We start from the raw sequence: 14,142 nt of genomic DNA, 5'->3' as shown, positions 1-14,142 counted from the left end.
GAAGATACTGCCAATGGCAAACATAAAATGCGGGCGGATAATATCCGCCCCTACAGTGGGATTTTGCAATGTTTCAGGAACGGCGAAATCGTGCTGACTGAAGAAGATTTGTCTCTGGAATAACGTTTTTCTTGCCGTGAAAATGTAGGGGCGAACTGCGTTCGCCCGCAAATTCCCGTAAATTTCCCAACGGGCGAACACAGTTCGCCCCTACAATTGCAGTTCTTTTTGCTCGAAGATACTGCCAATGGCAAACATAAAATGCGGGCGGATAATATCCGCCCCTACATTTGGATTATGGTAAGGTTTGCTGTAATCGGGTTAAAAATGCGGCAAAACGCTTGACAAATGCCTCAAAATGAGGTATAATAAAAACAAAGAGAGCATACCGGTAGGCGGCCGCTCCCATTCACTTAGGTTACAAGAAATAACCGTCCAGTTGGAAGCTGAGGGCGGTTATTTCCGTTTGTAGTCATTGAATGCTATGTAAACTAGCAGGACGTTACAAACAGCGATGATAAACTGAAAAAAATCGTTCCAGTTCATGCGCATTCACTCCCTTCTGGGAGCGTGGATTGACCGCCTGTCTCGTTCCCTTCGGAACGAGAGACGACTGCACAAAATCGGCAGTCGTACCGCTTTTGGTATGCTCTGTTTTTTATTATATCGGATTTGTCGAAAAATGTCAATCACTTTTTTGATTAACCACTGAAGATACAATGCAAAAAGCCGTATCGGGCAGAACCGATACGGCTTTTTCCTATGCTCTTAATAACACTTATAACACTACGCCATTCTGTTCCAACAGCGCCTGTGCCGTCTCCACAGAATCCACTCCGGTGGCATTCTTCACCGGCGCAAACTCCTTGGCACGCTCTACCTCAAAGGCAAGGCAGCTGTCCTGCATATGTACCATGTCCAGCACCAGCGTCTCAAACTTATAGCCGTTGGGTTCTTCCGGCTTCACATATTTCCCCTCCTGGTTAATGTACGGGATCTTCTTATGGGCAATGTGCAGCGGAAAATCTGATCCCAGCGTATCCATGAGCGCATCCACCCGGAACAGATAGTTCAGGATCACGCCAAACCGATAGGCAAGGCTGCCGTCCTCATTGCGCAGGGTGCGCATTTCCTCTGTCATCTCATAATACTCCACGATCGAGGGCTTATTATCCTCCAGACAAAGCACGCCTACACGCTCGTCCGGCGCCGCCTTGCTGACGACCTTTCCGCCGGAGGCACAGCCCGAAGCTATGGTCGCACCAATGAATACCGGGTCTGCGATCTGCTGGAGCACATTGTCCACCGCAAAAACATTGAGCCACTCAATGCCAAGCTCCTCTACCGTTTTCAGCAGTCCGGCACGCTGCATGGAAGAGAACCAGCCGCCGTTGCCGTTGGGAGACAGCACGATCTGATCCGGCGCATTCATGAGGATCTTTCCGGCTTCATCCACTGCCGGCTCTGTCTCCTGCTTGAAGAAATGTACATTGTCCGCACTGTAGCCGAAGTAGTCGTGTTCCTTCAGAAACGCACGTGTTTCTGCGTCGTTCTGCTCGCTGGTCATGATCAGCAGCGGCACATATGCTTCTGCTTCATCCGTCACACGCATAAGATTCTGGATCAGACACTGAAAAATGTACAGATCCCGGGTCTTTCCCATATTGAACATGCCCTTAGGATGGTCGAATCCCAGCCGGGAGCCTTGCCCGCCCGCAAGGAGCACTGCGCCCACTTTGGCGTCACGGATAGCATCCATGCCGATCTTGCGGTAGGTTTCCTCATTGGCACGGATCTCCTCCAGTGTCAGTGCACCCAAGGGCGAAAATCTGCCCCGCTCCTGAGTCAGCGCACTGCGATCCCGGAACTGAGGACGTCCCAGCCCCAAATCAGCGATCTGTCCCAACAGCTTTTCCTGCTGCTGCGGCAGAAGCGTGTCATAAAATCGGAGCAGATGCTCCTGTCCGTGTGCAGTCAGATACTGCAACGCTTCCGAATATGTCATAGATCTTGTCCTTTCTTTCTGTGTCCACATAAAACAATTGTTCGAATTTATGTAAACATGCTCTGGATCGCATCGGTTTTTATCCCCTATACCAAGATACAATTTACCCCGGTAACCGACAAATTTTGCGAACAAATAACATATCCGTATTATACCACATTCTTCGAAAAAAAACAAGATGTTTCTTCAGAAAAGTGCGTTTTTCCAGAAAATTTAACAGGTTGGAGAAGCGCACCATATCAAAAAGGCTAAAAAGGCGCTATTGCATGAAAAGCAAAAATCTCCGGCTTGACAAACTCACAAAAATCTGATATAATAAAAAAAAATCAACTTTTTTACAAGCATATTGTACAGGATGATAAATGTACAAACAAAGCATGCGATATCCGCCTATCTGACACGAACCGAAGCAAGCCAGAATTGACCGAAAAGCCGTATATTTCGGCATCCGGCAAAAAGCCGCTTCAGAAAGGACTGACGATATGAAGAGAGAAACACTGCTGCATTCCGCAAAGATCCAACAAATGATCGCACAGTACAAGTACGACATGCAATTGGTAGATCAGTTCACTGCTGATGCCGAACCGCACTATCAGATCGAACAAGAGCTTTATGTCAAGCATGAAGTGAAACGTGGATTGCGTGATCTGGACGGACGGGGTGTGCGTGCCGGTCTGACTACCATCAGTAAAGTCTGCGCAACGCAGATGGTGGACGGCAAAGAGGTGCCTGGTCCAGGACAGCTCTATTACCGCGGCATTCCCATTGAAAAACTGGTAGAAGGCTTTGTGTCCCACGATCGCTTCGGCTTTGAAGAAATTGTCTATCTGCTGCTCATGGGACATCTGCCGAAGCAGGAGGAATTGACCCAGTTCCACCAGCTGCTGGTGGATTATCAGATGCTGCCCAACCATTTCAACAGCGGCGTTATCATGAAAATGCCCAGCGATAACATTATGAATACCATGGCAAAATGCGTGCTGGCGCTCCACGCCTATGACCCGAAGCCCGACGACACCAGCCTGCCCAATGTCATGCGTCAGTGTATCCAGCTCATTTCTCAGTTCCCCTCTCTGGCAGTGTTCGGCTATCAGGCGTCTATGTACTTCCGGAATGACAAGAGCATGTTCATCCAGAAGCCCGATCCGAAGCTGACCATTGCGGAAAATATCCTGTATATGATGCGTCCCGACGGAAAATACACCCGACTGGAGGCAAAGCTATTGGATCTGTGCCTGGTGCTCCATGCAGAACACGGCGGCGGCAACAACTCTGCTTTTACAGTTCACGTAGTCTCCTCTTCGGGAACAGACACTTACTCCACCATTGCAGCTGCACTTGGTTCGCTGAAAGGCCCTAAGCACGGCGGCGCCAACATCAAGGTCATGGAGATGTTCGCAGATCTGAAGGCACACTGTCCCGACTGGAAGGATGAGGATGCCATCCGTGCCTATCTGCAAGGATTGCTGAAAGGCGAAGGCTTCGACCATACAGGGCTGATCTATGGCATGGGACATGCGGTATATTCCGTTTCCGATCCCCGTGCTGTGATCCTGAAATCTTTCGTGGAACAGCTGTCCACAGAAAAAGACTGCCACGACGAGTTCCAACTCTATGCAACAGTAGAGCGTCTTGCCGGTGAGGTCATCACCCAGAACCGAAAGATCTATAAGGGCGTTTGTGCCAATGTGGACTTTTACAGTGGATTTGTATATCGGATGCTGGGGCTGCCCATGGATCTGTTTACGCCTATTTTCGCCATTGCCCGGATCGCCGGCTGGTCTGCGCACCGTCTGGAAGAGCTTATCAACTGCCGGAAGATCATCCGCCCGGCATATCTCTCCGTATCCGAACCGCAGAACTATACGCCTCTGGAAGAACGCTGAGATAACATCACATAAAGGAATACAGCCGTGTCACCAAAATGACACGGCTTTTTTTGTATCAAGTCCGTGCTTTGCACAAAAATGTAAAAAATCCGCCGCACCACATTACGTGATACGGCGGATCGTCGTTTTATCGTTGTCTTACAAATTCCCGTTTGCAGAAAAATGTATGTTGTCTCTCCGGCTTATACCACCGGGAGGGCAATGAAATTGTCAATGAGATACTGCATAATGACTGTTACGTCAGTGGTATCCAGTACATTGTCGCGCTGACAATCGGCGTTGGACAGCTGTGTATAATTCAGGAATACACAGCCGTTCAGATATTTTTGCAGCAGCACTGCATCGGCAGCATCCACTGTACCGTCGCAGTTTACATCACCGTAAATCGAAGCATAAGTCGGATCGGCAACGCCGACTACTGCAACAGAAGACTGTACAGTCTCTGCCGGTGCAGCAGTGGTTTCTGCTGTAGTTGTCTGTGTATCAGCTGCGGTGGTCTCCGCCGCAGTAGTTGTCGTAGTGGTCACAGCCTCTGTCGTGGTGGTCGTGGTAGTAGTCGTTGTTGCTGTGGTGGTAGTCTCCGCCGGTGCAGTTGTCTGTGCAGCTACCGCCTGGAGATAATCCATGGAGCAATACCCCTCCACGCCATTGTACGAAACAGCCGCCCAGCTGCCGTTTCCGGAAGAAACAGTCACTGTCGCACCATTGGGGATCGAACCGACCTTCGAAGCCGATGTGGTAGGTGCGCTGCGGATGTTCAGGGAAGAAGCCGTTACGGTATATGTACCGGCATAGCTTTCAGAAAAATCGGAAGTATCCGGTGTGCTGGGCTGTGCAGTTGTGCCATCTGTGACAGATGCGTCACCCCAGCCCAGGGAGATGACGGTATTATAAGCATCGTTCAGCCGGCTGGTGTAATAGCCGGAGCTGTTTCCGCGGTCAACGAGTGCCGCATTGTGCAGCGTTGCAAGGGTGATGTCTGCATAAGAACCACTGCCCTTTGCAGCAGAGAGGATCCGTGCAGCCACACCGCTTCCCCGGTTGTAAAGCTCTGCAAAATAAACCAGAACGCCGGCATTTGTCAGGCCATACTGTTTTCCGGCATTGATATAGCCCTGTACATCACTGTACGCCAGAGCGTCCTGTTTGGACTTTCCTGCGGAGGTAGTCAGCAGGTTTGCAGCTGCTGTGCCCTCTGCCGCAGAAAATGTTCGGGTGTTCCAGCTGGAAGCGGTCATAACTTCATTATAAAAAGTATTTCCCAGAATGCTCTGTGCAGATGCCGTATCGGCGTTTGCAATAGAGCGCATCAGCTGGAGTGCACGGGTTGCGTGCCATTGCAGGATACCGATGCTGACTGCACCGTTATCGTTGCGGTTGATAGAACCATAGGTTCCTTCGTTTCGTGTGATAATTTCCACTGCGACCTGTGTCATCTCATCCACAGAAACTGCCGAAACCCGCATGGATGCGGCAAAGGAAGAAAAGACCAGTGTCAGAAATGTAAGACAGGATAAAACGACTGCCATGATTTTTTTACGCATACTTTCGCTCCTTTAAGATTTTTGCGTCTACAGCAGCCGCTGCATCGCAGTACGGCAGAGCCGCCGCTTGCAATGCGAGCCAATTCAATTTTGAAGATACTGAAAAGGATATGACGGCACACGCCTGTCCGGTCCGAAGGCGAATCGGCGTTTTACGCTCTGCCGGCATTGTCCTGACGGATCAGAGGATCTGTCGTAACACGGACGATCTGCCTGGGATCATCGATCCCTTTGGAACTTGTGCGCCGCCTGCATTGCGCCGTCTGTCGGAATGCTTTGGACAGACGGACGGCAGACGGATGAACTCTTTTGGACATACCAGAGCATGTCCCAGAAGAGTCAGTGGTCACCGTACAACAAGTATTATACCACATTTGTAACCGTTTTGCAAGACTTTCCGAACGTTGCCTTCGATTTTTTACAAAAACACATGATTTTGCACAAGTTTCAAGTGCAAAATATGTGCATATATCACAAATATCGAAAAAGAGATCATGTCTCATTTTGTAACCTTTTGCTTGGGATTGTCATAATACGGTATGGATATTCCAGGAAAAGGCTGCTCTGACACATCCCAAGGGCAGGTCACCGAGACCATTTCATGGGTATCCGGATCGAAAAATTCTACCGAAGCACAATGGAGCATATGCCGCTGAAACCGGGACAGATCACCGCCGTACAGGGAATCTCCAGCCAAGGGATAGCCCAAGTGTGCCATATGTACCCGTATCTGGTGGGTACGTCCTGTCTCCAGCGTCAGCTCCAGGAGGGTGTACTGATCGTCATTCCCCAAAGGGACAAAATGCGTCACTGCCGGTTTGCCGTCTGCTCTGACGCAGCGGCGGATAATCGAGTCTGATTCTCTGGCGATGGGTGCATTTACTGTGCCGGGGGATGTGAGAATACCACAGACCAGGGCAAGATATCGCTTTTGAATGTGTCCCTGGAGCAGCTTTGCGCTATAGGCAGACTTTGCGATCAGGCAGATACCGCTGGTGTCCCTGTCCAGGCGGTATACGGGACGAAAGGGCAGTGTTGGAAATGCCGCCGCAAAGACATTTCCCAAGGTATCATTATGGTGTCCCTGAGAGGGATGGACGGGCATACCCGGAGGTTTGTTATAGAGAATATAGGATGCAGTTTCTGTCAGAATCGGCACGTGGAGGTGGGATGATGGTGTCAGCCCTGAGGATTGTTCCGGCTCTGTGAGCACGATACGGTCACCAGAAGATATGGGGTCAATGGTACGGATGGGCTTTCCGTTGCAGCAGATACCGCCGGGAGTATGCTTCAGCCGCATCAGCATCCGATGGGATATCCCTTTACGCCGGCGCAGGAACTGTTCCGCCGTCATAGGCTGTTCCAAGTCATCCGCCAGAAAGACCAAAGAATTTGCCATAAGCGCTATCCTTTCATAAAAAGTAAAAAAGCTTCATCGCCAAGCAACCTTTTTACCGATGGTAAGGCGACTTTTTTCTTCCGCCATGCGCACACGGATATTGAAAAACACCGTCACCGCTACCCCAGCATGCGGCAGAACCCAGGGAATGGTCACAACGGGCAGCATCTGCACCATATACCACGCTAGTATCCCCAGCAATTCCCGTCTGCCCCCACGCATAACGCCCATAGCACGCAGCGGAATGCGCCACAGCGGCAATTCCGGCTGAGAAAGCCACACAAATGGCACACAACAAAGCCCCAGACTCACATAAATCCACAGCAAAAAGCACACCACTCCCAGCACCGTCAGCTGCACAGTACCAAACAGCCAAGGCGCACTCTCCCTATGCTGCGCCGCAGTTTCCAAGAACCGGTACGCACCGAAGAAACATAGTGTCACACTCTGGAGCAGCACCGTTCGGATCAGGGCATTCTGCAGCGCCAGAAACAGCATTTTGCCCCTGGAATAACGCCGTTTTTCCGGCAGCATTCCGGCAGCACGAGTACAGCGCAGCCACAACGTCCAGCTGCACCAGATCCACACCAGACCGCAAGGAATCCCCAGAAATATCTGCGCCAACCGCCACAGCACGCTATCCTCCGCCAACAGCGCTGCCGGCGTTTCCCCTCGGATGCGCAGCAAAAGTACCGCCGCAGACCATTCCAGCAGCTGCATGAAACCCAGCAGCAACAATAAACCCGGGATCTCCCACCAAAGCTGCCGATTTCGCCGGAGCACTGTCCCGGCAAACCGCTGTCCCTCCAATATCTGCATTCCATTCCCTCCCATGCTTTTGTCAGGAATAGTATGGCGGGAATGAAGGAATTCATGCAATGACATTTCGGGATGAGTTCTTCTGAAATGCTGTAGGGACGAACTGTGTTCGCCCAATTATTTCCCAGCATCTCCAGCAGGCGAACACAGTTCGCCCCTACAATTTTATTCCTTGCCGCCAGCGGCGTAATTATGAATTATATGGCGTCATTCCCAGTATCTCAAACGCCTGGGAGCGCTGCCACAGATCTGCGGTGATATGAATATCAAAGCCCTCTCCCGGCTGGCATTGCAATTCCTGCGCTGGAATTTTAGGCAGTCCGAAACCAGCAAGCATATTGGCAATGATACCGCCATGCGTGATCATGGCACAGTGGAGCAGATCCTCCTGCATCATGTCTATGATGACCTCCCGGAGCGCCCGGAAGATCCGCAGCTGGATTTCTTTTACGCTTTCCCCCTGGGGCGGACGGCAATCCACACCGCCTTTGAGCCATTCCTTGAAATCCTCCCGGTTTATCAGCTCATCCGCAGATTTCCCCTCAAATTCGCCGAAGTCCATCTCAATGAGATTGTCTACCGTCTGCACCGGCACATCGGGAAATAAAATTTCCGCCGTCTCCATACAGCGGCGCAGGGGGCTGCTGTAAACACGTGCCACATTGGGGTACACAAACTCGTCCATTTTTCCGGCAAGCTCCGCCGCACCTTTGTCCGACAGGGGATAATCCGTCCTGCCAATGTAAATTCCCTTGTCGTTTGCAGCCGTTCTGCCGTGGCGAATGACGCTGATGCGATATCCTTTCATGGAAAAAACCTCCTAGCTTCCATTTTAAAATCATAATGCAATCCATATCAGCGGTGGGAGCAAGCCCCCGCCCTACATGATACTATTGTGTAAAAGAACAAATCGTAGGGCAGGGGCTTGCTCCTGCCGTGCCAAAGCATAACTGCACCCGAAAAAACAATTATTTCAACTGTTCCCGTGCATTTTCCGAAGATTATTGATTTTTATCTTAATATTTTCAGGAAAATCCAAAAAATAATTTGGTTTCAAAAAAGACAATGTTTTTCGGTTTACAATGCTGTCGATTTGTATTATAATGAGAGATGGGTTTTTGAAAAATCGAACAATTGCCCGAAAGGCATACTACATAGTATACCATGTTCCGACCATAAAGGAAAGCATTATTTTATGATTTGGAAAAAACTTTTTTCATCTATTCTGCCTCTGGTATTTTTGACATCCTGTGCCGCACCGGCAGATCAGACCCGGACAAAAACAGTTTGGGTCATGGATACGGCGTGTACCATGACCCTCCAGGGCGGCGATACAGAAGAGGTTGCCCGGCTGCTCCAGTCCCTGGACGAAGCGCTGGACAGCTATGCCACGGACAGCGCTGTCTCCCGGCTGAACCGAGACGGCACACTGTCGGGGAATGCCTATGTATACGACCTGGTGTCCCGCACACTGGAGTACAACGAACGTTACGGTGATCTGGTGGATATCACCGTAGGTGCTCTGACGAAACTCTGGGGTATCACCTCAGAAACACCCCATGTACCGTCCCAGGCGGAATTGGATGCGGTTCTGCCTACCATTTCATCTGCCCATGTGACGGCGGAGGAGGGCACAGTTACCCTGACAAACGACGCCCAGCTGGACGCTGGGGCAGTGGCAAAGGGCTATGGGCTAGACTGCGTGAAGCAGCTGCTGGATGAATCCGGCGAGACAACCTATGGCACGATTTCCATGACCTCGTCCATTTTGTTTTACGGCGAAAAGCCCGGCGGAAAACCCTTTACAGTAGAGATCCGTGACCCGGACGAGGACGGCATTCTGGGAAAAGTCACCACAGAAGCCTGTTTCCTGTCCACATCCGGTGGCTATGAACGCTATTTCACCGCCGATGACGGCAAGGAATATTGCCATATTCTCGACCCGGTCACCGGAATGCCGGCGGAGTCGGATCTGACTACCGTGACCGTATTCTGCGGCAGCGGCTTACAGTCGGATTTTCTCTCCACCCTCATCTGGCTGGAGGGCACGGAACATATTGACCGCCATTTGCAGGCAGAGGACTACAAAATTGTCGCCCAGGACACAAGCGGAACGCTGTATATCAGCGATGGGCTGCAATTTGAGACATTTTGAAACATTTTTGTTTTCTACACACGTGATTGCAGATGATCGGATAAACAAAAATTCACCGTCAAAACCTGAAACAAAGCATGAAAAGAGAGGAGTAACCCTATGAAGAAACTGCATGGTGTCCACCTGGCGCACCATAAAAACACAGAGAATTGTGCATCTGTTTCCCTGCCGCTGCCGAAGCTGGTGCGGATTCCCATGAGCATGCACATCGGCGCATCCTGTACGCCTGTGGTAAAGCCACGGGATACGGTACTAGTGGGGCAGAAGATCGGCGATACAGATGCTTTTATGGCAGTACCCATTCACGCCGGTGTGTCGGGAACAGTGAAGGCGATCTCTACCTACCGCATGTCCAACGGCAGAACCTGTCCCATAGTGGAAATCGAGACGGACGGACAGCAGACCGTCTGTCCCGACGTGAAGCCCCCGGAAATTACCGACAAGGCAAGCTTTCTGGCTGCCATCCGGGAAAGCGGTCTGGTGGGCATGGGCGGCGCAAGTTTTCCCACTCACGTGAAGCTTGCACCCAAGCAGAAAGTGGATACCCTGTGTATCAATGCGGCAGAATGTGAGCCGTATATCACTTCCGACTATCGTCAGATGGTAGAAGCCCCTGACGAAGTACTGGATGGTGTATTGCAGGTACTCCACTGGCTGGAGATCCCGAAAGCGATCATCGGCATTGAGGCAAACAAGCCTGAAGCCATCCGCATTCTGACGGAAAAGGCAAAAGCGCACCCGGAGATCCAAGTGGTGACACTGCCTACCACATATCCCCAGGGTGCGGAAAAGGTGCTCATTTATAATACGCTGGGACGTGTGGTCATGGAGGGACAGCTTCCGGCAGATCAAGGCGTTATCGTCATGAATGTATCCTCCGTTGCCTTTGTGAGCCGCTACCTCAAAACGGGAACGCCCATGGTACAGCGTATGGTCACTGTAGACGGCGACGCAGTTGGGAATCCCTGCAATGTGATAGTACCCATGGGAACACCGGTGCAGGATGTCCTGGATTTTGCCCAGTGCGACATGGAACGGGCGAAAAAACTCCTCTACGGCGGCCCTATGATGGGCATTGCCATTCCCGACCCAGCAGACCCGGTGCTGAAAGCCAACAACGCCATTCTGGCGCTGGAAAAATTCGTCTCTCCGAAGGCGTCCGCCTGCATCCACTGCGGCAGATGCGTCCAGGCATGTCCTCTGCGGCTCATGCCCACGGAGATCGCAAAGGCGTTCCGGAATGAGGATGCCGATGCACTGGGCAAGCTGAAAGTTACCCTGTGCATGAACTGCGGCTGCTGTACCTACGCCTGCCCGGCAAAGCGCCCCGTAGCGGAAAATAATCAGCTGGCAAAAGCATTTTATATGTCAAGCATCAAGAAATGAGGAATGAGGAGTTAGGAATTAGGAATGTCGGTATCGCCTTTGGCGATGGAATTATATTTTTTGAGCGAAGCGAACACCGCCATTCCTCAATCCTAATTCCTAATTCCTAATTCTGAACGAAAAAAGAGGAGGAAGGAAAAACATGGCATCATTATTCACCGTATCTCCGTCACCTCATGTGCGGAGTGGGATGACCACCCAGAAAATTATGCTGCTAGTGGTACTGGCGTTGGTTCCAGCAATTGTGGCGGCGACTGTGTTCTTCGGTCCACGTGCCCTGCTGCTGGTGGTATTCTGTGCCACTGTCAGCGTATTCACAGAGCTGGTCTGTCAGAAGCTTATGCAAAAGCAAGTTACTGTTTCCGACGGCAGCGCACTGCTCACCGGTGTGCTCCTGGCACTGAATCTCCCGGCAACGCTGCCCCTGTGGCAGGCTGCCATTGGCTGTATTTTCGCTGTGGCTGTGGTAAAACAGCTGTTTGGCGGATTGGGCTGCAACTTCGCAAATCCTGCCATTACGGGACGTGTGTTCCTGCTGCTGTCCTGCGGCGAAAGCATGACCACCTGGGTGAAGCCCTTTTATTATCAGGATGGCAATATGTTCGCCTCGTCCGGCAGTCTGGCAGACGGCGTGACCGGCGCAACACCTCTGGCATCGGGAGATGCAAACCTGCTGGATCTGTTCCTGGGCAATGTGGGCGGCTCTCTGGGTGAGACTTCCGCCCTGGCACTGCTTATCGGCGGTATTTTCCTGCTGGTCATCGGCGTGATCTCCTGGCATACTCCGGTATCCTATCTGGGCGGTCTGGCTGTGCTGGAACTCTGCTATGTACTGGCAACCGGCGGCGAAATGACCGATGTGCTCTATGCGCTCCTCAGCGGCGGCGTGATCCTGGGCGCATTCTTCATGGCAACAGACTATGTCACCACGCCTATGACCGGCGCAGGCAAGCTGATCTTTGGTCTGGGATGTGCCATACTTACCTTTGTCATCCGGGAATTCGCCAATATGCCTGAGGGCTGTTCGTTCTCCATCCTGCTCATGAACCTGCTGACCCCCTATATCGACCGTTTCACCATGACGAAACCCCTGGGTGCAAAACCTGTGGAAAAGGAGGCGAAGGGCAATGGCTGATACAGCAAAATCCTCTGCAAAAAATATGATCGTACCGCCTCTGATACTGGCACTCATCTGCGCCGTATGCTGCGGTATGCTGGCAGTTGCCAACAGCGTGACCAAGGACAAGATCGCCGCTGCAGAAGCAGATGCCATCCAGTCCAGCTTGCAGGAGCTGCCGGATGCAGGCACATTTGAAGAAATCACCGATTTCACTCCGGCAGACGGCGACAAAGCTGCTGCTACGGCACTCTATGTGGACGAAAAGGGACAGGCAGCTGTACTTATTACCGCAGACGGCTATAACAAAGGCGGCTTACAGGTCATTATCGGCGTGGATAAAGACGGCGCTATTACCGGTGTATCCTTTGTCTCTGTTTCCGAAACACCGGGGCTGGGTACGAAGGTGGAATCCAATCCGGAGCTGCTGGTAGACAAGCTGGTGGGCTTAACTGACACTGCCGCTGTGGACGGCGTGGACAATATCACCGGCGCAACCTATTCTTCCAAGGGCATGAAAGCCGCTGTTAACTGTGCACTCGAAACAGTCAGCGCAAATCAGGAGGTGATCGGCGCATGAATTACGGAAAAGAATTCACCAAGGGCATTATTAAGGAAAATCCCACCCTCGTGGGACTGCTGGGCATGTGCCCGACTCTGGCGGTAACCACCGGCGCATTCAACGGCATCGGCATGGGACTTTCCACCATGTTCGTGCTGATCTGTTCCAATATCGTCATTTCCCTGCTGCGGAAAGTGATCCCAGAACAGGTGAAGCTCCCCTGTTATATTGTCATTATCGCATCCTTTGTGACCCTCATTCAGTTTCTGGTACACGGCTTTGTGCCGTCACTGTACACCAGTCTGGGGGCATTCCTGGAACTGATCACCGTAAACTGTATCATTCTGGGACGTGCGGAAATGTTCGCATCCAAGAACAATGTCCTGGCGTCTGCGCTGGACGGCGCAGGCATGGGTCTGGGCTTTACACTAGCGCTGTTCCTCATGGGCAGTGTCCGTGAGATCCTGGGTTCCGGCACTTGGTTCGGACTGACGATTCCGGGTATGGTAAACCACACCATGAGCCTGTTTGTCATGCCGGCAGGCGGCTTCCTGGTACTGGGCTTTGTCATTGCCATTGTCTGTGCTCTGGCGAAGAAAAAGCCCCCGAAGAAGATCGGCTGTGCATCCTGTCCCAACGCGGCAGTATGCGGCGCAAAACAGGAGGAGGCTGACGCATGAGTACGTATATTGCCATTATCATTGCCGCCGTACTGACAAACAACTTTGTCTTGTCCAAATTCTACGGCATCTGCCCGTTCCTGGGCGTTTCGAAAAAGCTGGATTCCAGTATCGGCATGGGCGCAGCCGTTGTCTTTGTGATGTTCTGCGCATCTCTGGTGACCTACCCCATTTACTACTTCATTCTGAAGCCCCTGGAGCTGACTTATCTGCGGACGGTAGCGTTTATTCTGGTCATTGCAGTATTTGTTCAGCTGCTGGAGATCGTCATCAAGAAGCTTATGCCGCCGCTGTATAAGACCCTGGGCGTATATCTGCCCCTGATCACCACCAACTGCGCCGTACTGGGCGTGACCATCATGAACATTGACGAAAGCTACAGCTTCGGACAGTCCATGGTGAATGCCGTATTCTCCGGTCTGGGCTTTGCCCTTGCTATGGTGATCTTCTCCGGCGTGCGCTCCCGTGTAGACGACGCAGAGGATTCCACACCCAAGACATTCCGGGGCGTTCCCGCAACGCTCATTGCAGCCGCCATTGTGTCCATGAGCTTTCTGGGCTTCGGCGGACTGGGTTCATAAGGAGG

The 14,142-nt window shown here is 51.7% G+C and carries 14 protein-coding genes; 7 read left to right on the top strand and 7 right to left on the bottom strand.

The genetic code is table 11. From position 1 onward, the window contains the following. Nucleotides 1–201 (bottom strand): hypothetical protein (locus tag QZ375_RS05785; protein ID WP_295216616.1); only part of this gene is annotated, 201 nt, incomplete at its 3' end. A 577-nt stretch (nucleotides 202–778) separates the two neighbouring features. Then, complete coding sequence (locus QZ375_RS05780; RefSeq protein WP_295216613.1) at nucleotides 779–2,005, bottom strand: UDPGP type 1 family protein; 1,227 nt, start codon at nucleotides 2,003–2,005, stop codon at nucleotides 779–781. A 548-nt stretch (nucleotides 2,006–2,553) separates the two neighbouring features. Between QZ375_RS05780 and QZ375_RS05775 the strand changes: the two genes are divergently transcribed. Next, on the top strand, nucleotides 2,554–3,891 hold the full coding sequence (locus tag QZ375_RS05775; protein WP_295216693.1) for a citrate/2-methylcitrate synthase: 1,338 nt from the start codon (nucleotides 2,554–2,556) through the stop codon (nucleotides 3,889–3,891). A 185-nt stretch (nucleotides 3,892–4,076) separates the two neighbouring features. Here the strand turns inward: QZ375_RS05775 and QZ375_RS05770 are convergent, their stop codons facing one another. The 5 genes from QZ375_RS05770 to QZ375_RS05750 form a co-directional block, all read right to left on the bottom strand. Beyond that, nucleotides 4,077–5,438 carry an SH3 domain-containing protein gene (locus QZ375_RS05770; protein WP_295216610.1) on the bottom strand — a complete coding sequence of 454 codons (1,362 nt, stop codon included), beginning with the start codon at nucleotides 5,436–5,438 and terminating at the stop codon, nucleotides 4,077–4,079. Between the two features lie 152 nt (nucleotides 5,439–5,590). Next, nucleotides 5,591–5,755 (bottom strand): hypothetical protein, encoded by a 165-nt coding sequence (locus tag QZ375_RS05765; protein WP_295216607.1) that lies wholly within the window; start codon nucleotides 5,753–5,755, stop codon nucleotides 5,591–5,593. 182 nt (nucleotides 5,756–5,937) lie between these two features. Beyond that, nucleotides 5,938–6,837 (bottom strand): RluA family pseudouridine synthase, encoded by a 900-nt coding sequence (locus QZ375_RS05760; RefSeq protein WP_295216603.1) that lies wholly within the window; start codon nucleotides 6,835–6,837, stop codon nucleotides 5,938–5,940. Between the two features lie 33 nt (nucleotides 6,838–6,870). Continuing rightward, nucleotides 6,871–7,656 carry a hypothetical protein gene (locus tag QZ375_RS05755; RefSeq protein WP_295216600.1) on the bottom strand — a complete coding sequence of 262 codons (786 nt, stop codon included), beginning with the start codon at nucleotides 7,654–7,656 and terminating at the stop codon, nucleotides 6,871–6,873. A gap of 190 nt (nucleotides 7,657–7,846) precedes the next feature. After that, nucleotides 7,847–8,464, bottom strand: a complete 618-nt coding sequence (locus QZ375_RS05750; RefSeq protein WP_295216597.1) for a histidine phosphatase family protein — start codon at nucleotides 8,462–8,464, stop codon at nucleotides 7,847–7,849. A 387-nt stretch (nucleotides 8,465–8,851) separates the two neighbouring features. Here QZ375_RS05750 and QZ375_RS05745 point away from each other — a divergent pair, with 387 nt between their 5' ends. From QZ375_RS05745 to QZ375_RS05720, 6 genes are all read left to right on the top strand, one after another. Next, the gene (locus QZ375_RS05745) at nucleotides 8,852–9,811 is read left to right on the top strand and encodes an FAD:protein FMN transferase (RefSeq protein WP_295216593.1); all 960 of its coding nucleotides are present in this window, start codon (nucleotides 8,852–8,854) and stop codon (nucleotides 9,809–9,811) included. A gap of 99 nt (nucleotides 9,812–9,910) precedes the next feature. Then, entirely contained in the window at nucleotides 9,911–11,197 is a 1,287-nt protein-coding gene (gene rsxC, locus QZ375_RS05740) for an electron transport complex subunit RsxC (protein WP_295216590.1), read from the top strand. Between the two features lie 142 nt (nucleotides 11,198–11,339). After that, the gene (locus QZ375_RS05735) at nucleotides 11,340–12,332 is read left to right on the top strand and encodes an RnfABCDGE type electron transport complex subunit D (RefSeq protein ID WP_295216586.1); all 993 of its coding nucleotides are present in this window, start codon (nucleotides 11,340–11,342) and stop codon (nucleotides 12,330–12,332) included. Beyond that, entirely contained in the window at nucleotides 12,325–12,894 is a 570-nt protein-coding gene (locus QZ375_RS05730; protein ID WP_295216582.1) for an FMN-binding protein, read from the top strand. Before QZ375_RS05735 ends, QZ375_RS05730 begins: the two co-directional genes overlap by 8 nt. After that, entirely contained in the window at nucleotides 12,891–13,556 is a 666-nt protein-coding gene (locus tag QZ375_RS05725; protein WP_295216577.1) for an electron transport complex subunit E, read from the top strand. The genes QZ375_RS05730 and QZ375_RS05725 overlap by 4 nt, the downstream gene beginning before the upstream one ends. After that, nucleotides 13,553–14,137, top strand: a complete 585-nt coding sequence (locus QZ375_RS05720) for an RnfABCDGE type electron transport complex subunit A (protein ID WP_295216573.1) — start codon at nucleotides 13,553–13,555, stop codon at nucleotides 14,135–14,137. Before QZ375_RS05725 ends, QZ375_RS05720 begins: the two co-directional genes overlap by 4 nt. Nucleotides 14,138–14,142: the final 5 nt, after the last annotated feature.

The sequence above is a fragment of the Ruminococcus sp. genome (assembly GCF_019417665.1).
Lineage (GTDB): Bacteria > Bacillota > Clostridia > Oscillospirales > Ruminococcaceae > Ruminococcus_C.
Note: the sequence above shows the minus strand (reverse complement) of the source record. Positions and strands in the feature narration are given on the sequence as shown.